Source organism: Flavobacterium aquidurense, assembly GCF_001404985.1.
Classification (GTDB): Bacteria; Bacteroidota; Bacteroidia; order Flavobacteriales; family Flavobacteriaceae; genus Flavobacterium; species Flavobacterium aquidurense_B.
Genome location: NZ_JRLF01000010.1, coordinates 154,363 through 177,918, shown reverse-complemented (window position 1 = coordinate 177,918; position 23,556 = coordinate 154,363). Strand labels below are relative to the sequence as shown.

General features: G+C 32.8%; 15 protein-coding genes. 13 read left to right on the top strand and 2 right to left on the bottom strand.

Going from position 1 to position 23,556, the window contains the following annotated elements; all coding sequences use genetic code 11:
• The first annotated feature begins 6 nt into the window (after nucleotides 1-6).
• Nucleotides 7-2,463 (top strand): hypothetical protein, encoded by a 2,457-nt coding sequence (locus tag RC62_RS09250; RefSeq protein WP_209435098.1) that lies wholly within the window; start codon nucleotides 7-9, stop codon nucleotides 2,461-2,463.
• A gap of 123 nt (nucleotides 2,464-2,586) precedes the next feature.
• Entirely contained in the window at nucleotides 2,587-7,281 is a 4,695-nt protein-coding gene (locus RC62_RS09245; protein WP_055095165.1) for a hypothetical protein, read from the top strand.
• A gap of 219 nt (nucleotides 7,282-7,500) precedes the next feature.
• On the opposite strand, the gene RC62_RS09240 is transcribed toward RC62_RS09245, so the two are convergent.
• Nucleotides 7,501-8,055, bottom strand: coding sequence for a porin family protein (locus tag RC62_RS09240; protein ID WP_055094782.1), 555 nt, complete (start codon nucleotides 8,053-8,055; stop codon nucleotides 7,501-7,503).
• A gap of 88 nt (nucleotides 8,056-8,143) precedes the next feature.
• Entirely contained in the window at nucleotides 8,144-9,280 is a 1,137-nt protein-coding gene (locus RC62_RS09235) for a helix-turn-helix domain-containing protein (RefSeq protein WP_055094780.1), read from the bottom strand.
• Between the two features lie 907 nt (nucleotides 9,281-10,187).
• On the opposite strand from RC62_RS09235, the gene tssD reads away from it, so the two are divergent.
• From tssD to RC62_RS09185, 11 genes are all read left to right on the top strand, one after another.
• Nucleotides 10,188-10,583, top strand: a complete 396-nt coding sequence (tssD, locus tag RC62_RS09230; RefSeq protein ID WP_055094778.1) for a type VI secretion system tube protein TssD — start codon at nucleotides 10,188-10,190, stop codon at nucleotides 10,581-10,583.
• A gap of 207 nt (nucleotides 10,584-10,790) precedes the next feature.
• The gene (locus RC62_RS09225; protein WP_082421258.1) at nucleotides 10,791-12,659 is read left to right on the top strand and encodes a type VI secretion system Vgr family protein; all 1,869 of its coding nucleotides are present in this window, start codon (nucleotides 10,791-10,793) and stop codon (nucleotides 12,657-12,659) included.
• A gap of 15 nt (nucleotides 12,660-12,674) precedes the next feature.
• A complete protein-coding gene (locus tag RC62_RS22855) occupies nucleotides 12,675-12,845 on the top strand; it encodes a hypothetical protein (protein ID WP_157472448.1) in 171 nt (56 codons plus the stop codon).
• A gap of 4 nt (nucleotides 12,846-12,849) precedes the next feature.
• Nucleotides 12,850-14,265, top strand: a complete 1,416-nt coding sequence (locus RC62_RS09220) for a T6SS phospholipase effector Tle1-like catalytic domain-containing protein (protein WP_082421257.1) — start codon at nucleotides 12,850-12,852, stop codon at nucleotides 14,263-14,265.
• A gap of 74 nt (nucleotides 14,266-14,339) precedes the next feature.
• A complete protein-coding gene (locus RC62_RS09215) occupies nucleotides 14,340-15,359 on the top strand; it encodes a DUF2931 family protein (protein WP_055094772.1) in 1,020 nt (339 codons plus the stop codon).
• Between the two features lie 33 nt (nucleotides 15,360-15,392).
• A complete protein-coding gene (locus RC62_RS09210) occupies nucleotides 15,393-16,469 on the top strand; it encodes a DUF2931 family protein (protein WP_082421255.1) in 1,077 nt (358 codons plus the stop codon).
• A gap of 251 nt (nucleotides 16,470-16,720) precedes the next feature.
• Nucleotides 16,721-17,908, top strand: coding sequence for a hypothetical protein (locus RC62_RS09205; RefSeq protein WP_055094768.1), 1,188 nt, complete (start codon nucleotides 16,721-16,723; stop codon nucleotides 17,906-17,908).
• 204 nt (nucleotides 17,909-18,112) lie between these two features.
• Nucleotides 18,113-19,162: a hypothetical protein gene (locus tag RC62_RS09200; RefSeq protein ID WP_055094766.1), complete on the top strand. Its 1,050-nt coding sequence runs from the start codon at nucleotides 18,113-18,115 to the stop codon at nucleotides 19,160-19,162.
• 30 nt (nucleotides 19,163-19,192) lie between these two features.
• Nucleotides 19,193-19,681 (top strand): DUF4280 domain-containing protein, encoded by a 489-nt coding sequence (locus RC62_RS09195; RefSeq protein ID WP_055094764.1) that lies wholly within the window; start codon nucleotides 19,193-19,195, stop codon nucleotides 19,679-19,681.
• 9 nt (nucleotides 19,682-19,690) lie between these two features.
• Nucleotides 19,691-22,597: a hypothetical protein gene (locus tag RC62_RS09190; protein WP_055094762.1), complete on the top strand. Its 2,907-nt coding sequence runs from the start codon at nucleotides 19,691-19,693 to the stop codon at nucleotides 22,595-22,597.
• A gap of 5 nt (nucleotides 22,598-22,602) precedes the next feature.
• Nucleotides 22,603-23,553, top strand: coding sequence for a hypothetical protein (locus RC62_RS09185; RefSeq protein WP_055094760.1), 951 nt, complete (start codon nucleotides 22,603-22,605; stop codon nucleotides 23,551-23,553).
• The last annotated feature ends 3 nt before the right edge of the window (nucleotides 23,554-23,556 follow it).

Here is a 23,556-nt window from a genome sequence, read left to right as displayed (position 1 = left end):
CGGTAAATGAAGACAAAGAATAAGAAGATCTTGTTTTGGTTGTGTATTGTTTTTGCCTGTTTTATTTGCAGGAAAGGATATGCGCAGGATGTAGATTTAGAGAATTTTTATAAACCCAATTTTAAAGTTACAGGTAATGTAAATGCGAACATGATGTACTATAAATCGAGTATGCCAAATGCACGTGAGCCTTTTACGTATTTACTTTCAGGGAATTTGAATATCAGCGCTTTTAATTTTAGTGTTCCGTTATTTTACAGCATTACCAATCAAGGAGAAAATTTAGGTTACACCGCCCCGTTTGATTTTAACAGATTAAGTATTATGCCCAAATACAAGTGGGTAAAAGCATATATAGGCAATGTAAGTATGACATTTTCACCTTATACATTAAGTGGTTTTCCGTTTAAGGGAGTTGGTTTGGAACTTACCCCAAGAAGTCCGTTTAAAATAACTTTAATGGGTGGGCAATTGCTTAAAGCAGTCTCAGAAGAAAAAGCTATGGGCGGAATTCCTGTGTATCAACGTATGGGTTATGGGGCAAAAATAGGTTTTGAGCAACAGCAGTATAAAATAGGCTGGATAGGTTTTTATGCCAAAGACGATGTGAATTCGCTCAACATGACCAATGATAAAGGCGTAACACCAAAAGAGAATTTTGTAAACAGTTTGCTCTTTAGTACCTCGCTGGTTAAAAATTTGAATCTGAATGTTGAGTACGCTTTGTCTGTTTTAACAGATGATGTTAGAAGTAGCAATCTTTCAGGCGGAAATTTCAGGGATAAATTATTTTCGAGCAAAGAAAGTACCAGTTTTATGAATGCCTTAAACGTTAATTTTGATTACAACATTCAAAAAAGTATCGTAGGATTAACCTATGAACGCATCGATCCTAATTATAACACATTAGGGGCCTTATATTTTAATAACGATTTAGAAAATATAGCCTTGCGATTTGCAAGACCTTTTTATCAGGATAGAATCACCGTATCGACCAGTTTAGGATATCAAAGGGATGATTTGGCAAAAGCAAAAAAACAAGATACCAAACGTGTTGTAGGTTCGATCAATATGAATTACAGAGTAACAGATCAGCTTAATTTTACGGGTAGTTATTCTAATTTCTCTACCTACACCAATAAAAAATTAGATCAGTTTGAGTTGATAAACAATCCAAATGTGGTGCAGTCTGATACCTTAGATTACAGGCAATTGTCTCAAAATGCCAATATGAATATGTCGTATGTTTTTGGACAAAAGAGAAATCAAAATCTAAATTTTAATTACAGCATCGCGGGACAGGCCAATGAGCAGGGCGGCGTAATACGCAGAGGTCAGGCAAGTACTGTTCAGAATTATAATTTGGCACATACCGTTAATTTTATGGCAACGAAAGTTTCCTTAAACAGCTCCCTTAATTATACCAGTAATGAGGTGGCAAAAAACAGTAATTCGTCGGTTGGGGCGTCAGTTGGAGCCTCTAAGAAATTATTTAAAGACAAGCTAAATACTAATTTAGGATTTCTTTACAATAATTCCCAAGCCACTGCAAATTCAAGTTCAGTGTTTGGAGTTAAATTCAACAACAGTTATGTATTGATGGAACAGCATAATTTTAATATGAGTATAATTTCGATGTTTAGAAATAGTACTAACGCAAAGCAATTTAATGATTTAACCGCGACATTAAATTACTCGTATTCACTCGATAAAATAAAATTACCTGCCAAAAGGGACCATAAAGACGAACCAAAAATTGTATCAGACCCTGTTTTAAAAATAAAACACAAAGACAAGACGTACGAAGGAACAAGAAACGAAATCATAAAACAGCTTCAGGATCTTCAGCTTGCATTGCGGCCTATGCCAAAAGAAGATGCAGATGAATTACAGCATTTATTAACCCTTACAACTCTGACTCCGGATGATGAAAGTTTTAAGGAGAAAGCCTTAAACTATTTAAATACATATGATTTAAATAACGACATCTTAGACCGCTATAATAAATACATCCTTGAAACGGTACAAAGTTTACAAGAAGAGATGGCTCGTAAGGATGAAGGGTTCGAAAATGATTATGTGATGGCTTTAGGACGTGTGAACAAACATAAAATGCATGGCGTAAAAGAAGAAGATGTAACTGATAAAACAAGTTATAATTCTTATTTAAAACTCGTTGAGCGAAAAGATAAAAAATTACAGCCTTTATTAGTACATCGATGGATGATTAAGGAGATTTCGACACTTGCCAATACGCCTGCAGATGAAATTCATAAAAATGAAAACCTTTCCAGTTTTAATAAAGAAGAGCTCAGCCATTTCTTTAAAATGATGAAAGAGAAAAAAACAGACGCAGCAGTAATAGAAGAATTAAAAATCAAACTAATTCCGTTTTATCATGATTTAGCGATTAAAAATGTTAAAGATGACGAAGTTGAATTTAAATATTTAAAGAATAATTAGAAATCAGAAAGAAACACTTTAATATAAAAATAAAGGCTTCAGGATCGTTTCAAAAAAAAGTTTGGCTAAAATATAAAAAAAGTTACTATGCTTTATTTTACAAAAAAACAGGATTATTTGCTTATGAAAAAGTTTTACAAAATACATTTATCGGTATTATTTATCATGCTTTCGGTTGTTTTTTCTTATGGGCAGGATATTGCACCACCTAAAGAACAAGGAGCCGCTTCGAGCGCTATCGAAAAAATCGAAGCCTCTGATCGTTGGGTAGATAAATTTTCGAATCAGGATTTGGTAGAACTGCCAATCGGGATTCGTAAAACGGTAAGTAATGTTCAATATTCTATCGGGATTACAAAAGCAGTTTTTTCACCGGAATATACCACTTTGACTGTTTTTTGTAGAGTCGATATTCCGCAAAAAGATAAAAACGGACAACCTATGCAATTGTTCTTTGGCGCTGATAATGTCAAATTATCGCATCAGGGAGGTATTGTGGGAGAAGCAAAATTGGTGCTATTAGGCAATGTAGATATTCCGTTTAGCGATAACAAATGGCAGGTATCGCTATATGGCGGTTTTGATATGGCCACAGGAAATGTCAAAGATCTAACCTACGTAACAATGGATTGCGACGGTTTTAAGGAAATGAAAATTTCAGGGGCAGTTGAGTTTTCAAGAAATTTGATATTGCCAATTGATCCGGTAACAAAAACGGTCGACGAAGCAAAAACGACAGTTCCTAAAACCTATTATAACGGAAAAACAGTTCAGATCCCCAATAGGGTCAGAGGTGATTTTAGCTTTACGGCAAGCAGCTGGAATGATATTTTGGTAAATGTAAGCCTTCAGCCCTTTACCTTAAAAGACAAACGAAACGGAAAAGATTTTGATGGTAATTTTCAGTTTCTGGTCAGTAATGCCGTATTGGATTTAAGTGATTTAAAAAACGATCCAACGGTTGTATTTCCGGAATATTATGCAAAAAATGCCCTTTTGGTACCAAGTCAGGAATCCTGGAAAGGGGTATTTATTCAGACTTTTGATGTTGGTTTACCAAAAGAATTTCAAACTACAGATACCGCTTCAAGCAAAGAAAGACTTCATGTAGGAGCTCAAAATCTTATTATAGACAAATTTGGAGTTTCAGGAACTTTTTATGCAGATAATGTTTTCCCTCTGGATCGTGGTATAACCAGTCAGGAAAAATCATGGGCATACTCCTTAGATCATATCGATGTAACTATTGCCGCCAATACTTTTGTAAAAGCAAATTTAAACGGGCAGATCCTTTTACCAATTAGTAAAGCAGCTACTGAGAAAAAAGAAACGGCAGCGGCTACAACACCAAGCACGACAACACCAGCCACCGGAACAGCAAACGCTGCAACAACTCCGGCTAAACCTGCCCAGACCAATAGAGCAGGTCTGGCTTATAGTGGTTTTATATCCATGCAGGAGCAGCAATTGGTCGTAGTTACAAAAGATTCTATTGCTTTTGATATCTGGAAGGCAAAAGCCTTATTATTACCAAATAGTTCTATTGAATTAAAATTAGTAAACGGGAAATTTTTACCCAAAGCAAATTTAAACGGAGAAGTCTCTTTTGGGACCAACAAAGGAGCATCTGATGAAAAAGATGTCGAAGGCAAAAAGACCGTTGATTTTAAAGGGATCTCTTTTGAAAACCTGCAATTGCAAACCGTTTCGCCTATTATTTCTGTTCGGAATATGGGATATAAAGGTACGGTTGCCTTTGGTAATTTCCCGGTTTCGATTGGTAATATAAATGTGGCCATAAACGGAGATAATTCCAGAATCGATTTTGACCTGGGCATTAACCTGATGGAAAGCGTTGGTGCAGGAGCCACAGCCCGTATTGGGATAAAAGGCAAAATGTATGATGATGGCTACAGGCAGCGCAGCAAGTATGATGGTCTGGATTTATCAGCCATTAATATCGATTGTAAGTTTAGCGGATTAACGATTAAAGGAGGTCTTATCCTGATGGAAAAAGACCCTGTATACGGAAACGGATTTAATGCAGATCTTGAAGTCGATGTTGCCGGTGTCGTAAATGTAAAAGCCAAAGCTATTTTTGGACGTACGACTTTTAGGTATTGGTATTTTGATGCCGCTGTAAAATGGCCTCCGGTTCCTGCACCGTTTATGATTACCGGTTTTGGTGGAGGAGCCTATTATAAAATGCATCGAAATCCGGATGTAGCCATTGGGGATTTCTCTCCGTCAGGACTGAGTTATACACCTGATGATAAAATAAGTCTGGGAGTAAAAGCCTTAATTTATTTTAATATAGGGTCAGAAAGTGTTTGTGATGGTGAAGCAGGATTCGAAATTGCTTTTAACTCAAAAGGAGGTGTAAACAGATTAGCGATTTTTGGGAAAGCAAATGTTATGGCCAAAATTCCGGGACTTAAAAATGTTACTGATTTAATGGGTAAAGTAGCCTCTAATGTTACCTCAAAGAAAAGTTTTATGGGTATAACCGAAAATGATCTTAAAGGTTCTTTTGCCAGTAAATATATTCCGGAAGCAAAAGAAGCTATTCCGGGAGATTTATCAGCTGCGGTAGGTATAAAAATGGCCGCTGCAGTAGAATTTGATTTCCAGAATAATTCGATGCACGCTACAACAGATGTATATATTAATACCCCTGGAAATTTTCTGTCGGGTATTGGAGAAGGAGGAAGAGCTGTTTGGGGAGTTTTTCATAAAGACCCAAAGGATTGGTACATGTACATGGGAACACCGGATGACAGATGCGGTATAAAAATAGGCGTTGCCGGAATGTACCTGAAAACAACCAGTTATTTTATGGCAGGAACATTATTACCGGGAAGTCCGCCGCCACCGGCAGTCGTAGCGCAGATTCTGGGTGTTGATGCCAAAGAACTGGATTATATGCGTGATGAAAATGCATTGAAAAACGGAGGAGGAGTTGCCTTTGGGGCAAGTTTGGATTTTGATACCGGAGATTTAAGTTTCTTGCTTTTTTACGCACGTTTTCAGGCCGGAATGGGATTTGATATTATGCTTAAGGATTATCAGGAAGCAAGATGTTCTAACACAGGAGAGCGTGTAGGTATAAATGGCTGGTATGCAAACGGACAATCGTATGCGTATTTACAGGGAGAATTGGGAATCAGGATTAAATTATCCTTCTTAAAACTAAAAGTTCCAATTATTTCCGGAGGAGCAGCTGTTTTATTACAGGCAAAATTACCAAATCCGGTTTGGATGCGTGGTTATGTAGCCGGAAATATGAACGTCCTTGGAGGATTAATTAAGGGGAAATTCCGTTTTAAATTTGAACTTGGAGAAGAATGTCAATTTGAAAATGCATCTCCATTAGGCGGACTTAAACTAATAACAGACGTAACGCCAAAACAAAGTTCTACAGATATAGATGTTTTTGCCGTGCCACAAGCTGCTTTTTCGATGAAAGTAAATGAAGCTTTTGTTATTCCTGAAGATGTTGGTGATGTTACCTATAAAGTGATCTTGGAGAAATTTAAGATTTTTGACGGAACAAAAGAAATTCCCGGAGTTTTAGAATGGAGTTCTATGAAAGACAGGGCTAATTTTGTTTCAACAGATATTTTACCGCCAAACAAAGAACTAAAAGTTCAGGTTGAGGTTAGTTTCCAGAAAATGGTAAATGGCTCTTTTCAGCCAATAAAAGTAGACGGAAAAGTAGCGACAGAATTTGAAGAAAGGTTATTTACAACAGGAGGAGCTCCTAACCATATTCCGCTTACTAATATTAAATATTCGTATCCGGTTGTAGATCAAAAATATTTCCTTGAAGAAGAATATCCTAAAGGCTATATTCAGCTAAAACGTGGTCAGGATTATTTGTTTGAAGATTCAAATTGGGAAACAAATATAAAAGTAGATCAGGACGGAACTTCTACGGCTAAAGCAACAGCTTTTAATTATGATACCAGTACAAACGAAGTGTATTATGATTTGCCTAATATTGATCAGGACAAAAAATATAATTTTTCGATTGTGAGCAGTATTAAACAAACTCCGTCTAGAAATACCACGGCCGCTACAAAAACAAATACAATTAGCAATGAGGGTAACGACATACAAATAAAAGAAAACCAAGCCGATGCTTTATCTAAGGCAGAAGGTACTATTGAGCGTTTGACGTATTCATTTAATACAAGTAAATACAAAACATTTACGGCTAAAATGAATTCGATAAGTACTCAAAATTATAATTTTTGGCCATTATATTCAGATGTAATTTACTTAACCAATACGATCTCCAGTCAGGAAGCATTTGATCTTGCTGATCTGCAGGGAGTAAATTACAGTGACAATAAACCAATAATAATTGCACAGTCTAAGCTTAATGATGAGTATTATGGAACAGATATTTACCCGTATTTATATAAAGATTATCCTGTAAATGGTAATTATGCTATAAGCAACAGAGATACGAGTGAACTGGGAGTAATTCCTGCAAAAGCAATACCTGTTAATGCCTATTATATGACCAGTATCGAAAATAATGTAAACCAATCCTGGACAAAAGGTAATTTTCCGTATAAATACAATTTGCCTTTAATTTATAAACAAGACTGGGTTGATTTAGACAATCAGATTATCAACGGTTATGTAAACGGCGATACAAGTATTGAGGCAATTGCTAAACGTTTTAAGAATTCTACTTTTCAATTTATGCGTTACGGAAACTATGAAATTGTCATGAAATACAATTTACCGGGAGATAAACAGGCAAATGAGTTTACCTATAAGTATAGAAATAATAACAATTTTAGATAATACGTTTAAAGCATATTTTAAACAGATATCAAGAAAACAAAGAGGCAACCTGATAAAGGTCGCCTCTTTATTTTTAGATCTCTTTGAAGTTTATTTTTGGTGACAAAATATTACAAAGTTTGAATTCTTATCACTAAACTTTAATTACCATTATGAAAATTACACTTAAAATCCTTATTCTTTTTTTTGAATAAAGACTTTAAGTATAATTATGAAGTTCTAGAAAAAGAAATAACCAACAGACAATTGAAATACGCTGTTTTTATTTTTACCGGAATAGTTATCTACATCATTAATATCCGTTAATCCCAGATTATATCTTACGCCAAAATTAAGTCCGTTGTCAAGTTTATAGCCTAAGCCAAAATTAACACCAAAATCAAAAGTATTAAACGAATCTTTTACATCTGTTTTTTCATTTTTGGCAGCAAGTAAAAAACCTATTTGCGGTCCGGCTTCAACGCTTAATCCTTTTGTTACATAATATTTTCCCATTAAAGGAATATTCAGATAACTTAGTGCAACGGTATTATCATTGAAACTATATCCCTGACCGGAATACATTAATTCAGGCTGAAAAGAAAATTTATCTGAAATTGGAATTTCTGATACAACGCCAAAATTAAATGATGTTACCGCATCAATACCTTTAGTATTATCTCCACTTATAGTGGCAAGGTTTAAACCTCCTTTAGCGCCAAATTTAATTTTTTGGGCATTAACATTTGTAAAACCTAAAACTGTAACACCAGCTAGCAGCAAAACTTTTTTCATAAAATGTGATTTGAATTATTTGAATGCAAAATTCATTTAAGAAAAACTACAAAAGGTTTCAAAAGCTTAAAAATGGATAAATTGGGACTTATTTGCTTGTATTTTTATATTCATTTGGTGTCTGGCCCGTAACTTTTTTAAAAGCTTTATAGAAAGTCGTTTTCGAAGTAAACCCGGATTCTAATCCCATCGTCAGCAAATTATAATTTTCATATTCAGAACTTGTGATCATTTCCTTCACAGCTTCAACCCGGTATTGGTTGATGTAATGGGCAAAGTTGTCTCCAGTTATTGTGTTTATAATTTGCGAAACATATCCTGGACTTATACCTAATTTTTCAGCCACTTTTTCTCTGTTTAATGTACTGTCAGTATAAATGTGATGCTCTTGGCAAAGAACTTCCAGTTTTTTAAAATAAAGATTATCTGCCGTAATAGCTTCCTTATATTCTTCAGGCGTACTATTTTCTACAATTTGGAGATTGCCATACGAAACAGCTAAATCATTATTTAGAAAATGGTAAACAGCATCTTTGTTTTTGGCCAGTTTGTATTTGTAAATGCCTATATAAGCTGTCCAGTGAATGATAAATGTTGCAGATAAAGCAAGCACACTCATTGCAGGAAAAATGTCATATTCTAGAAATAAACCTATCAAACTGGTAATAAGCCAGGCAAATAATAATAAAGAAACAATGGTTAATAAGCCAATGATCCATTTTTTTTCTTGTGAATCTTTCAAATGTCTTATCACAAAATAAGAGTAAAGCGGCAGGAAAGGTATAAATGTAACGGCTAAAACAAGCTGAACCAGACCAAGTATTTTGATTAATTCGATGCCTGACTCAGGAATAGTATAAATTCCTGCAACACGATCAAGATCGTATGTAATATTAAGAATAGCAGAATAGGCAAACGGAATAAAACACAAATAAAATTTTTGTTTGCTTTTTACAGTATCATCAATCCGGTTTATAATAAACAGGAATATGAAAACAGGTAATAGAAATACCCATTCGATATGGTCAATAAGCCGTAGAAAAGGATAGGAAGTAAAGGCGTCTTCAATTTGAAAAACATGATTCAGTAAAAGAATTGAAAGTGTAAATAGTAAATATGCCAGATATTTATTTGAATTACTATTGAATATAGACGACTTTAAAATAATTAAGCCCAAGACTATTCCCTGAAAAATCGCAATATTTAAAAGTGTTGTATAAATCAATTTTTTAAGGTAAAAGTTATTTTCAAGATCTGTTTTGGCATATCATGGTAATGAGTCATTTTTTTAAAACATAACCTATTTCATACAAGTTGACAAGACGAATTTATAGTAATGCTGATAACTTTCTTATGGGATTAAGAAATGATTAACTAATATTTTTTTTAGATGAATGATAATTATTTTTTGATGAATTTTCAACCCTTTTCATCATTTCATCTTTTTCAGATTTTATACACTTATTTTCCTTGTCTGGCGTGAAAGTTCCCATTTAAAAGACAATATTACAGGTAAAATTCAACCTATAAACTCCTGTTTTGTAAGTTTAACATTAAATTAAATTTTTGTGGTATTTTATAATTTGTTGTTTTTTAATACTTTATAAACAAGTTTTTTATGTTCATAAAAAAAATGGCTTAAACTACATAAAGAATGAGGAAAACCGTACAATTTTAATGTTTTTGTAGTTTAGATTTGCGCACGAATAAAATTGTAAAATAGAAAATTTCTTATAAAAAAACTTTAGCTGCCTTTTGGTTCATCAAAAAATTAAAAATATAAATAATGAGTCTTATCAGGCTATATTTTAAAATGGTAGCCATTGATAGTTAGTAAGATAAATTTTGATTGTTTATATATTAATTCATTCTATTGATGTTTTTGTTTTTTATGAAAAATATTACAAAATTTGTCGTTATGTTTTATTTATTGTGGTATATTCGTACAAATATTAATTATAAAATCATCCTCAACTTTCTGTAAAAAGAAATTTAACAAAAGTACTTTAAGTACAAAATGAGGCATTATAAAATTATATAGAATATCTCTTTTTTGTTTATACTAGTCATACAAACACAAAGAGGATTCTAAAAACCAATTTTTTAACATTTTACAAATAATTATTTTTATTATGGCATTTAAAGCAATTTTAGAATTCGAAGGACAGGAGTACCAAGTTTTATTTTCAAAAGTTGAAATGATGAGACATACTGATGGTAAAGGAGCAGTTTCATCTGAAATCAAAGGAGGCAGATTAAACTTAAAAGTAAAATCTACAGACAATACCACTGTTATTGAGCAGGCTGTAAACAGCCAGCACAAACCGGTAGGAGGAAAAATAAAGTTTTTTAAAGCTGATTCTGAGCAAGTAATGAAAGAACTTTCTTTTGAGAATGCTTTTATTGTTTTCTTCAGCGAGCAATTAGATGCTTTGGCAGAAACTCCAATGGTAACTGAGATTACTTTCTCAGCAGAGAAAATTACATTAGGTAATGCAGTATTAGATAACAACTGGGCTAAAGTTTAATTTTTCTCCAATAATAACCAAGAAGTGGTAGGTTACCGCTTCTTGGTTATTTTATTATACAATTTATTGAACAAAACATTGATTGGTATCACTTCTATATTCAGAACATGATATTTTTAGCTTAAAAATTGAATTCAGTATAAGAACTTTAGGCTATAATCTATTTAAGTTAAAATTTTAAAAATCAAATTTATAACGAAACATATTATGGTCACTCCTAAAATAATATTTGGTATTGATAGAAAAGAAATCTCACATTTCACGACTATAGAGCTACACCAAACCATTAATAACCATCATCATTTTAAAATTAGCGTTCCGCATTCTGTAGTCGAACAACCAAGAGCATACACAATGCAGAGTGCTCAAAAATGGTTGGGAGGAGTTTTGCACATTGCCTTTGCAAACAACAATAATTTTTTAGGAATAGTAACAAATATTCAATATGCCCAGGAATTAGGACATGTGGGAAGTCAAATTATTATTTCGGGTTTTTCTAAAACCATCCTTCTTGAATCGGGACTAAAACTTAATTCATGGGAAAATACCAATTTGCAGGATATCATTGAGGAAGTGATAAAAACAGCAGCAGGAGAACAACTACAAAACAATATTCAGCCAGAGTTTGGCCACACTTTAGAATATCAAACGCAATACGTCGAAACTGATTTTCAGTTTATACAGCGTTTAGCCAAACAATACAATGAATGGTTGTATTATGATGGAGAAAAACTTTTTTTTGGTAAACCAATTACCACCACAGAATTTACAAAACTAATTTATAACAAAGATCTTTATAACCTTAATATTTCTGTTCAGGCAGTTCCCACTCAGTTTGAAGCATTTAGTTATAACGAAGATATAGGCAAATTATACCAAGCCAAGACGAGAGACGAAATAGAAGGATTTCCTAGATTGGGTACTGATGCTATAACTGCTTCACAAAAATTATATGCCACATCATCATTAGAATATGGCCGAATTGCAGCTGGTGACGATATGTATTTGCAAACCATACTGCAAAACAGGCAGCAAAGTGCCGCGGCAGAATCTAATTTTATAACCGCAACCAGTCGAAACAGAAGCTTAAGAATAGGTATGAGCATTAGCATAGATGCCATGCAGGTCAAAGACAAACTGGCGGCATATACGAGCGGACAAGACATTAATAAAATCAATTATGAAACTAACGAAGTAGGAATCTATATCATTACCGAAATAACCCATAAAGCCAGCGACGTAGGCGAGTACGAGAACAGTTTTAAAGCACTGCCGGCTAAAATACGCAAGTTGCCAGAACCCAATATCGCCTTTCCTGTAGCGCAAATGCAACAAGCCGAAGTAGTAGATAACGAAGACCCAAGAGGACAAGGCAGAATACGTGTAAAAATGCTATGGCAAGCCACCAATCAACAACGTACACCATGGTTGCGCGTCATGACTCCAGATGCAGGAACTAGTGGCGAGGTGAGCACCAATCGCGGTATGGTTTTTATCCCGGAAGTAGGCGATCAGGTTATGCTGGGCTTTCGCTATAACGATCCCAACAGACCATTTGTAATTGGTAGTTTATTTAATGGTAGAACAGGAACTGGCGGTAATCTAAAAAACAACATAAAAAGTATTTATACCCGCACAGGAAGTACCATAACTTTTGACGAAGGTGATTCGAGTATTCTAGTCAAAGACCCTTCCGGCAATACCTGGTTTATGGACGGAAAAGGGAATATTAATGTTACCGCAGCAAAAAACATCACGTTTAATGCAGGAGAAGATTTTATTGTTAACGCAGGTAAAAATATAAAAATTGGAGCGGGAGAAAATATGGATTATGATGCAGGAAACAATATTTCTCAAATAGCAGGTAATGATTTAACCCAAATAGCAACTGGAGATATTAATGAAAGTGGAAACAATAAGACAGAAACGTTAACAGATAATTATACCAGACGTTCTGTCGAATCAAAACAATTTGCGGAGAAAGTTGATATTATAAGTAGTTCAGAAAATATGCTTTTAGAAAGTTCTCAAAATTTAGTAGAAATAAACAGCGCAGAAAAATCTAACATGTTCTAAAATTTGAAACGAATTATGGCAATCAATAAAACAGCAAAAAACCTTACAGTAAAAATTAAAAATGAGTATATCAGCTTTTCTAAAACATTATATGAAACAAGTGAAAAAGTTGAAATAGTGGCTACAAAAGAAAACCTGACTTTGTATTCAGCAAAAAAAATACAAATAACCGGTAATAAATCATAACACTATGTCGAACATAATATTTGGAGAACCACGTTTTGTGCCCCCTAAAGAAGATGACAAAGAACCTAATGATGTTTATATGGGTGTTTTTTTTGACGGAACATCAAACAATAGGGAAAATATTGAAGGCAGAAGAAAGAATCCTAAACTAAAAAATAGTTATGTATCAGACAATGACGGTTCAAATACCAGTTATGGGAACGATAATACAAACGTAGATAAATTAGAAAAGGCATATTTAAATGCTAAAAAAATGCACAATTATTCTGTTTACGTTGAAGGTATTGGAACTAAAAATCCCGATAAAAATGAGGATGGATCAAAAGATTATTACGGCGATTTTACTTATGGTCAGGCAAAAGGTACAGGAGAAACAGGACTTTTTGAAAAAGTAGAAAAAGGATGTTATGATGTGACAAGAAGGTTAAAAAAAGAAAATGAAATAAATATTTGTACCTTATATCTTGATGTTTTTGGTTTTAGCCGTGGTGCAGCAGCTGCCCGTATTTTTGTAAATGAAATTAATAAAAGGAAAAGTTCAAGGGATAAAAAAAGTACTGATTTTGGCTATTTGGGTAAAGCATTTAAGGAGTTAGATTATAAAACAATACCAATACGTATAAAGATTAGGTTTTTAGGTATCTATGACACCGTGTCTTCATATGGAGGTGATGTTTTTGATGATATAGCTGTAGACAAAGTGCCATTAAAAATATCAAACGTGGGTTTCACAGTGCATTTAACAGCCGAAGATGAACATCGTTATAATTTTCCGCTTACCAATATTGCCAGTGCCGGAGCCAATAGTATAGAGCTAACCCTGCCTGGATGTCACTCAGACATTGGCGGAGGATATAAAAATGGAGAAAAAGAAATTGTAATACTTACCGAAACCGGATCTAAAATCGAAGAAGAAAAAAAATATGTAATCGAACAAGGATGGTTTAAATCTGGTGAGTTAAAAGAGTTACCTAGTTTGGCTCCTTATTATTTAAGAGGAACGCGTGAAAGCCTTAGTAACAAATATAGCTTAGTGATTCTGCATTTAATGGCAGAATTTGGAAAACGCAAATATAAAATTCCGTGGAAATATGAGACTGAATTAAATTTATATCATGCAATACCTTCTGAAGATAAAATATTGACTAGCATTAAAAAGCGAATTGATGAATATGCTTTTGATGGTAAACCTAAATTAAAGTTTTATACCAACAAGCAAATTGAGGCAAAAAGAAAAAAAACATGGCACATTCAAAAAGAGGCAGATGAATTTGATAGTATGGTAGGAGACCATAATGTATTAATAGAATTAAGAAATAAATATTTGCATTGCTCTGCCAATATGGATGGTATAGGTATGGAACCTACCCAAGATACGCAAAGCAATATTATCTGGAAACGAAAAATAATAGCAGGATAACCATGAAAAAAACAATTCAATTTATTGCACTTGTTACTTTGTGCAATTTTACACTAATCTCTTGCCAAAATAATATGAAACAAAAAAAATATTTTTGGGATGCATCCGTATGTACACCCAAAAACTATCCAGCTGAAATTTTTTCAGGACATCTAATTGTTGGTGATACTCCTGAAAGCGGCTATGTATATATGCCCTTTGATCGAGTTATAAACAGTGACGACTTAGGCGATAATGATGGTTCATCATCTGGTGAAGCTACAGGAGTATCCCCTAAAACATTAGACATTACCTGGATGTCTTTTACTGAGAATAAAAGTTATTCCGGTATTTTTAAACTTGATTCAGAGAAAATAGAATCCTTAATGATCAATGGTAGTGAAAGACCCTATTGGGATCCGGAAACTAAAAAAGTAGGAATTGTAAAAGATTTTGATTTTACGATCAATGCAGGATTATTTCCGGGAGGTATGGTTGTCTTATACGTTTTTAGTCCTTCAAATATGACTATTGTAGGTCGTTATCAGGCACATGAAGACAAAAAAGTTGACTGGGGTATCGCACATGAAATAATGAAAGACAGAAAAGGAATTGATAAAGTAGTTGAGGTTATGACTAAAGATTTACCTCAAGAAATAAAAGATCAAATTAAGAACGGAACAATACCATTTGGGTACTGGGAAAAACTTTTCAAGAAATATCATTTAAATCCTTTGGTCAAAGCGGAGGACAAAGTAGAAACGATAAAACTTAATTATATCAATGGCGAATTTGAATCTATTTTCTTGAGTTTAAACAAGAATCTTATGCCTATAAAGCAACGTGCTGTACCAAGAAAGTTAAATGTAGTTTGGCACGATATAAATGACAGGCGTATGGAAAGTGATGTGTTTTTTGATGAAAAAAAGGCAATGGCAATTTTTGAAAAAACCAAACCTAACGAAGTAATACAATTTATCATTGAAATTGATCGAAATACAAAACCAAGAGAAACAAAAGGAATTAAGATAAAACTAAAAACAGCAACTTCAGAAATCGATATGACAGAAGCTATTGTTTCGCAGGAAACATTTACAAAGCCGTTACCATATTAATGAGATTTTAATAAAAAGAATAAAAATAAAAAAATGATAAAAAACACAATCATTTTAGTGCTTTTCGCAATAACACTAAGTTCCTGTATGGGAGAAAAGTATGAATGGTCAGTAAATATTTCTGCGCCAAAAGAATATCCTGTTGTTGTACAAAGAGGTTTTATGGGGAAATCTTTTTTTGGTCCATCTAGTGTAAATGCAAGTTGGGGAATTGGTTTAGAAGCTGCGCCAAAGCAGGCATTTCTTGCTCCGGATGATTTTGAAATAACGTGGCTCTCTTTAGTCGAAAGAAAGTTTTACAAAGGAAAATGGATTCTGCCAAAAAACAAAATACAACAGTATCTGGAAGAAGGTTTTAATTACAATAATAAAAAGATCAAGTGTAATAAAATTCAAATTGGTCTTGCGCCAAAGGGTATGGTTGTAGTATGGTTATTAGGAGATTATGGTATGCAAATAGAGGTTGGAAGATATCAGGCAACTCAAATTGTTTTAGAATCAAAAGACGTTTATGACAGTTCAAAATTTATGTTTGAAAAAGATTTCATAGATAAAAAGTTAGCTGATCCAAATTTTGTTACACCTGAAATTCAGGAAAATATTAAAAAATATGGATATCCATTACCCACCACTTATGATTTATATAGAAAGAAGTATAACTGGGAGCCAAAACTAATATTACCGGAAGGGAGTAAAATGTCAAGTATTACCCTAAAAAGATGTAATGGCGAAAATGAAACCGTAAAACATATTTCAAGTTTAAATGTAAATCAATCATTACCGTACTATTTTAAAATAATATGGAAAGATAAAAACCAACAAGAATTTATAAGTAGAATTGCTTTTATAAAAAACAAAGAATATTGGGAAAAATACCTTAAAGAAGACAAAGAAGAACTGCCATTAAATTTTGAGAAAAATGCAATTTTAGAACAATTTCAAGAAAAGCTGGATAAAAAAATCGCTACACAAATTGTAATAAAAATTGATAAAGAATCAATCTCAGATTTATATTTTGAGCAAGGAAGTAAAATATATCCATTTACAGAATTCAGTCAACAAACTCAAAAAGTTGTAAAAATAACCCCTGTAAGTAACAAGGTTAATTAACATCAATAAAGCTCAGACTGTTTTTGAATTCAAATATCAGGAAATAAAAACAGGTTAAAGTAATAGTGAAAAAGGGATATAGAGAAATTATATAAGTAAAATAATTGTCAACAAAGAAATTCCTATCATGAAAATATATTTTGAGAATATCTGGAAGTATGAGAATTGATAAAATGTTAAAAAGATTAAATTCATGATTATCTTAGGTTGCAACATATCTTTCTTTGAAAGTGTAAATTGAACAAAAAAATATGAAAAAAATTATTTACTCCTTTATTATTATTGCTATTCTACAATTATTATTTTTAGACAGATGTACAACCTATAACATAACAACAAATGACTTATTTAAGTCAAAAGATTTAAAAAATTCTAAAAGCCTTATAGAAAAACCACAATCTAAAAATTATGAAATTGTACCAGTGGAAGGCACTTTTCCTATATTATATGATAGTATTAATAATGATTTTTACGTTTCTAATAATAAGGGATTGACTAAATACGATTATTTAGGGAACATTGTTATTTCTGATGATTTAGCAAAAGAAAAATATACCTCAGTTTTTGATTTCGCAAATTTTATTCCGTATGTATTTGCAGAAAATGGAGTGTATGATTTTTCGGGTAAAAAGTTGGCTTATACTAAATTTTTGCAAATACTAAATTCTCAAAATGAAATTAAGGACGCTGACTTTAAACTACTTTTTGAAAAATATTACAACGAAGCTGAAGTGGTAGTTTATGATACTGATAGGAATTTTGATTATCAAGCTGACAACCTTCCAATGTACTTTAAAATAAAAAATAATTGGATTTTATTATTCTCACAAAAAGGAGATCATAGGTTTACACATTCTCAAAATAGCGAGTTTGAAACTGACACTATTGGGCAAATTGATTTTTTAAATTTGCCAGCAAAATTTGCTGATAAAAGGTTAATTGTTTTAAAAAACCAGAAAAAAAGAATTTATTCTACCAAACAGATTGGCGAAAAAATAGATGATAATTATCTAAAAATGTATTCTACACAACTATTACAAGAACAAAAATTTGATTACCAAAGTTCAAATTCAATTCAATTGATTTCTCGAAAAAAAGATGAATATTATTACACGGGTGGTTATTTTAATTTTCCAGATTGGGTTTCTCCATCTTTTATTAACACAGCCTATTATCAAGTTATTTATAACAACGAAAGTTTGTTTTTTAAAGAGAAAGCAATAAAGTATTTTAAAAATTTAGAATGTAAAAACGATTTATATTTATACGAATTACCCAAGCATTTGAGAACAAAATCAAAAGTGGCTTTTATGCACTATGCAGTTAATGTTGGTGGCTATGCAAACGATAGCACAGGTATTTATGAGCCTATCATAAAAAATGCAGGGTTGTATATTTTGAGACAAAAAACTACCGCAAATAATTTGACAAGATTGTGATTTTTGTGGTAGTTACAATATTTGGAGTAATGGAAAATTAACAGAATTGAGATGTACATCTTAGGAACTATAATTTTATTATTCTCTTTTTATAGAATGTTTTTTTAATTCTACATTAAAGATATTGTAGTCCCCAAATATTTAAATATACCATACTGAAAGATTGAAAAAAATCAAAAAAGACATAACTACTATAACAATAAAATGAGCATAATCTATCTTACAAAATATCCAATACGAGAAGGAGATACACTGGAGAGTGTTGCCAGAAAATTAAATATTCGAACAGAATACTTAAAAGAGGTACATAATGCTAAAGCTGGATTCTGGGATAAAATAAGAAGCAAGTTTCCTAAACACTTGACGGAAATTTATGTTTATTCTGATGTATTAGAAGAACAATCGCCTGAAAAAGAGGTTAAAAGAGAAACAGGACGGAATATATTTTCTACTAGCTTTTATACCCCAAAAAAATATGGCTACAGTCTTAAAAATTATGAGGGAGATCATCTAAAAAATAAGATTCATTATGAAGTAGAGGCGGTTTACAAAGAAAATGACTTTAATTTTAAAATTATAGAAATAAATCGCAAACAAGTATATGTAAACCATAAAATGCCTGATGTTGCAGTAGAACAACTTTTAGATAAAATTGCCCAAAATATGTTTCCTATCGAGCTGAGAATTAGCGATGCCGGAGAAATAAAAGCAATTGCGAACCATAAAGAAATCAAAGAACGCTGGCTTGCTAATAAAGAAGAATTAACACAATATTATAAAAAAGAGCAGTCAGATGCTATTATAAAAAAAGCAGACTTGTACTTTAATAACGAAAAAGAATTGTTAGGAATATTATCAAATAATTGGTTTTTTAATCTGTTTTTTAAGCCTATATATAATTATTATCCTGAAAAAAAAGAAATTCAATGCACAACCAAAGTACCCTTTTTATCGAAGAGATTAGTAGAATATGAAATAACACAAACCCTGCAAGACCTCTATACGAGAAGCGGTAAAGTGATCATCAATCATGCAGGAAAAATAACAGACCATAGAAGTTTTGATGAAGTTTTGCAAAACAAAACTGTATTAGAAAAAGATCGTCCTAATATTCAATTCATACAATCTGAGGGAGATGTACAATATAAACTCAATAGTTCTGATAACAGCATATTTTCTATAATAGGAACTTATAATACCAAAATAAGCGACAAAAAAAACAACAAAATTCAGGTAGAAATATATCAACTATAAATTTTTGTTTGAATTTAAAAAAATAAAAAAATGGCAGAAAAACACGTAGTTGTACATGGAGCTACTTGCCAATGTAAGTTTAGCGAAACTCCTAAAACTGATGTTTTGCAGGTAAAAACGCACTCTAAACATTATGGCAATGACAAAGATGGGTCTAAAAAACTAATTGCAACCACCAAAGAAATTGGGCAAACCCTGGAAGCAAACACCTTTGGCAAATGCAAAAAGCAGCCCATGGGTTCTAGTTACAAGCCTTGCCAGGCCGTAATTACAGAATGGAGTGGTTTTTACCAGGAAGTTACCCTTTCAAACCAAGGAAAAATACTGCTTGAAGACAGTAAAGCTACCTGCCCAATAGGAGGGCCTGATTGCATAACCATAAAAAATCACGGACAGGTTGCTGAACTAAGTAAACAAAATGTAAAAAATACCAGTCCTGAAGTTACAACCGAGTTATTTCCGGGCTTCGATCTAGAGGATTCAGAAAATGATATTTTAAAAATACCTAATAATTTATAACCAAATTAGATGGAAAAGCAAGTACATATCATACCAAAAAAGGTCGAAGAAAGACAAAAATACGACCCTAAACAAAATAGTTTAGTATTAAAAAAAGCAGAATCTTTTAATATAACAATAAAAGAATTAGAGGAATTAAAAAAACAAAAGCCCATACCTCCAAAACTCTTAACTGATTTATCTAAGGAGAACTATAATTTACTGAGCGAAACAGGAAAATGGAATTATACTGTTGATAAAAAACAATATGATATTGATTTAAAAAAATACAATGAAAAACTAAAGCTATATAATGAACGTTTAAAAAAATTCGACGACTTAAACTGGACTTGGCAATTAGTCTATAGTGGATTAGATCCCAATAAAATAACACATTATGATGCTTTTAAAAAAGGCATTCATGATCGTATCTCATTTCCTAAATTATTAGAAGGAGGAGGTATTGCGTGGCTCGAAGCCTGGCATGAAAATGAAAAGCCCAAAGGAATATCTCCTTTTGGTATGTTTGTGCAGGCAGAAGGTGTTGCCCAAATTGTTCGTGCAGAATGGACTGATTTGAGATACAACACAATTAATAAGGGTACAACAGTAGCTTTTGGGTCTAAGGTTATATTGCATATTTATACTGCCGGACTTTATGGTCAGGAAGTCGAGGTGCATTTGGCAGATAGTGATATATTTACTCCTAATGATAAACTAAAAATTGCTGGGGAAGATTTTTTTACTCGCGAAGTAAAGGTTTATAAACTAAAACCTAACGATATTAATAAAAAAGGCGTCTCAGGTATCCTAACAGTAGATAATGCTCAGGTAGATTATGCCCAAAAAATAGAAATAGAAGTAGTCCTTGATAATGCGTGGATAAAAACGGCAGGAGCCAATTTACAAATATATGCTGTCGTAAAATCTATAAAAACTGGAACTTTTTTTAAGGAGTTTAGCAGGAGTTGTATACACGTCAGTGATGAGAAAAAAAGCATAACACTAGATCAGGAACCAATTCCTGCCACCAATATGCCATTGATTGTAGGGAATGTTGAGACTAATGTGGCGCGTTTTGAGCATTGCAGGTATGACAGTGTAAAGCTGGATGGCACCTCAATTTTTGATTCTACTAATATCGAACAGCGAATACTAACAACAATCAAGGTAGATGTTATTGCAGGAAAGAAAAAAACTCGCTTTCTGGATTTTGATTTTCAAACTATAGAATGTGAGCGAAAACCTGAAAAACATACTAATAAAGAAATCACGATACTAGAAATTCCTAAAGGATATGAATTAAAAGCTGATGCCAGTTCTAAAGCAAAGCACAATGATGAGGAAAAAAAGGGAGGATGGGATATAAAAGGAAATGCACATGTTGATTATTATGGAGGTCTTAAAACAACCGCAAAAGAACTATCAGATAACGAAAAAGGTGTAATCACTGTAAGACAAACACAAATAGAGTTTGATGCATTTTATAACTATGGTATCTCCCTGAATACAGTAACCACTTTTTTTGAAGCAGCGAGATACTTTTGGTTACCAGGTATCGAGAATCAATTAAAGAGAATAAAGGCTAAAACAGAAAGTTGTGCTTTTCAACAAAATATTAATATTACGATCTATCCGGACATCAAATGGAGTGTTGTAGTAGGATTTAATGTAAATAAAGATCAGGTAAGCAAACTATTCCCTTCATGGGATCAGGAAAAAACAGTTCGAACCCTAACCATGGGTAATAGTGTAAAGTATATCTCGGACGCTGAGGATCCGGAGGGCGCTGCAAAAAACAGACAAAAACATGGCAATAGACAGTTACGAGACAATCATAACAATTATATAGCAGACCAAGAGATAGAAAAACAAAAAAAGAAGCTCAACTTACCAGAAAGTAATGACAAACCCAAAGAAGAAGCCAAACCCGTAAAAGGAACTCTATCTACACTGGTAGAAACCCTGAAAAAGATAGATGTATCAGTAAAGGCACAGATCAATGAAGATACAGAGCTAAAACTTACAGAAGATTTTTTTAAGAATGCTTTCAACCATAAGCTATATAAAGACATTTTCGAACAACTGAGATATGCCGTAGACATGATCGACGGGAAACTCGACAATCCTAAAAATAAAGCAGCAGAAGAAGCAAATATTGAAAATTTTATAGAACAGAATAAAAATAAGTTAGAAAAACTAAAAGAATCCTTAAAACGAAAAGATCAGGAAATAGAAATTCTCTACCCAAAAGTAACTCTGGGTGCCAACTGGCAATATGAGAATGTCGATGGAGCAAAACACCCAGTATTAGCAGGCAATGTAGGTATAGGTTATAATGTTGCCTTTGTAGCAAAACCATTTATAGGGATAGAAATAAAGTGGCACTTACTCGACATGCTCTGTAAGCGACACCCTATAAGCTATGCCATATTAGCTGCTGTAAAAGGACTACTATCTGCCTTGGGAGATAACCCGGACGGTATTAGAGTAGATTTTACAGTAACAGGGCAAATTAGTACCGACATCAACTTTAAGGGTAACACACTCTCTAAAGACAAACAAATAACCGCCAAAGGAGCATCGCATGTTGAAGCTAAGTTAGAGATCGTAATAAAAATAGAAGGAAAACAGATAATTGGAAAATATACCTCAATAGAAGAAGTTGGTGTAGGTGGAGCAGGCGCAGTAGGTCTAGGGATAGAATCCACTCTCGGGCTAGATGATACTGGAATCTGGATGCAAAACGCTTTAATTTTTGATGGAATTAAACTTTCTTTTGAAGCTGTGGCGTTAGTTAAAGTTATAAAAAAAAGAATTAAAGATGATGGTAGCGTTGAAGAAACCCCTATTGTAGAAGCAGGTGGTAAAATAGAAGGAGAAGTTACACTATTGGCAAATACCTTTAAATCAGATAAACTATATTTTAAATCCTAAATACAATGAGCAAAAAAATAATATTATTAGGACTTACTAGCCTTTTACTTACCTTAACTAGTTGTGCCCAAACCACAAAAAAACAAGAAAATATGAGTAGTGAATACAGAGACAAAGTAAAAAATATTTACAAAGAAGTAAAAAAGTATGATTACAATCCTACTTATCAATTAGCATTCGATGCTAATTTATGTACGTACGAATTATATATAAATGATGTATTGGTTAACTTTTCCTTTACACCGGGAAGAACCGCAGGAGAACAAAATATAGATATACCCCAATTTATCCTTAAAAGTGGGAAGCAAACCGTTCGCTTTAAAATATATCCCAAAGCTGTAAAAAAGGGGGTTTTAGAAAACTTGGTTGACAAAAATGCTGATTTTAGTATAAGAATTGTACATGGAGAATATTACAAAATGAAATTTGAAGATTTTAAAGAAGTTTTCCGTATGAAACTCCCTAAAGTAACTGTCGATGTACCTTATGTAGAACTAAAAGGAGAGTTTGAAGCCATAGTGCCTTATGAGCTTGAAGGGTGGAGCAAGGGAATGGATTTAAGCAAAGATGACCCTAAAAAACTAGAAGAAGAAGTGTTAGGCAGGATGAAAGAAATTGCTAGGTTGTATGAAAATAAAGATATAGAAGGTCTTGCCAAAGAACATTACAAAAGAGTGAAAGAAGTAGACCAATCAATGTATCACAATACCAAAGAAAATTCTGCGGAATGGGAAAAATTAATGCAAGAATCTTTAGATGAATCTTTAAAAACAGAACTATTAGAAGGTAAAATGAAAATAATGGGAGAGGGTAAAATTGTTACAATTTTAGTGGATAAAGGCTCTTTATTGAATGAATCTATTATAAGAAATAGAATTGAAGGAGGATATTCTGATTATTTTGATCAATATTTCTACCGTCCTGCACCTGGTGCAAGATTAGAAGTTATAAGATAAAAT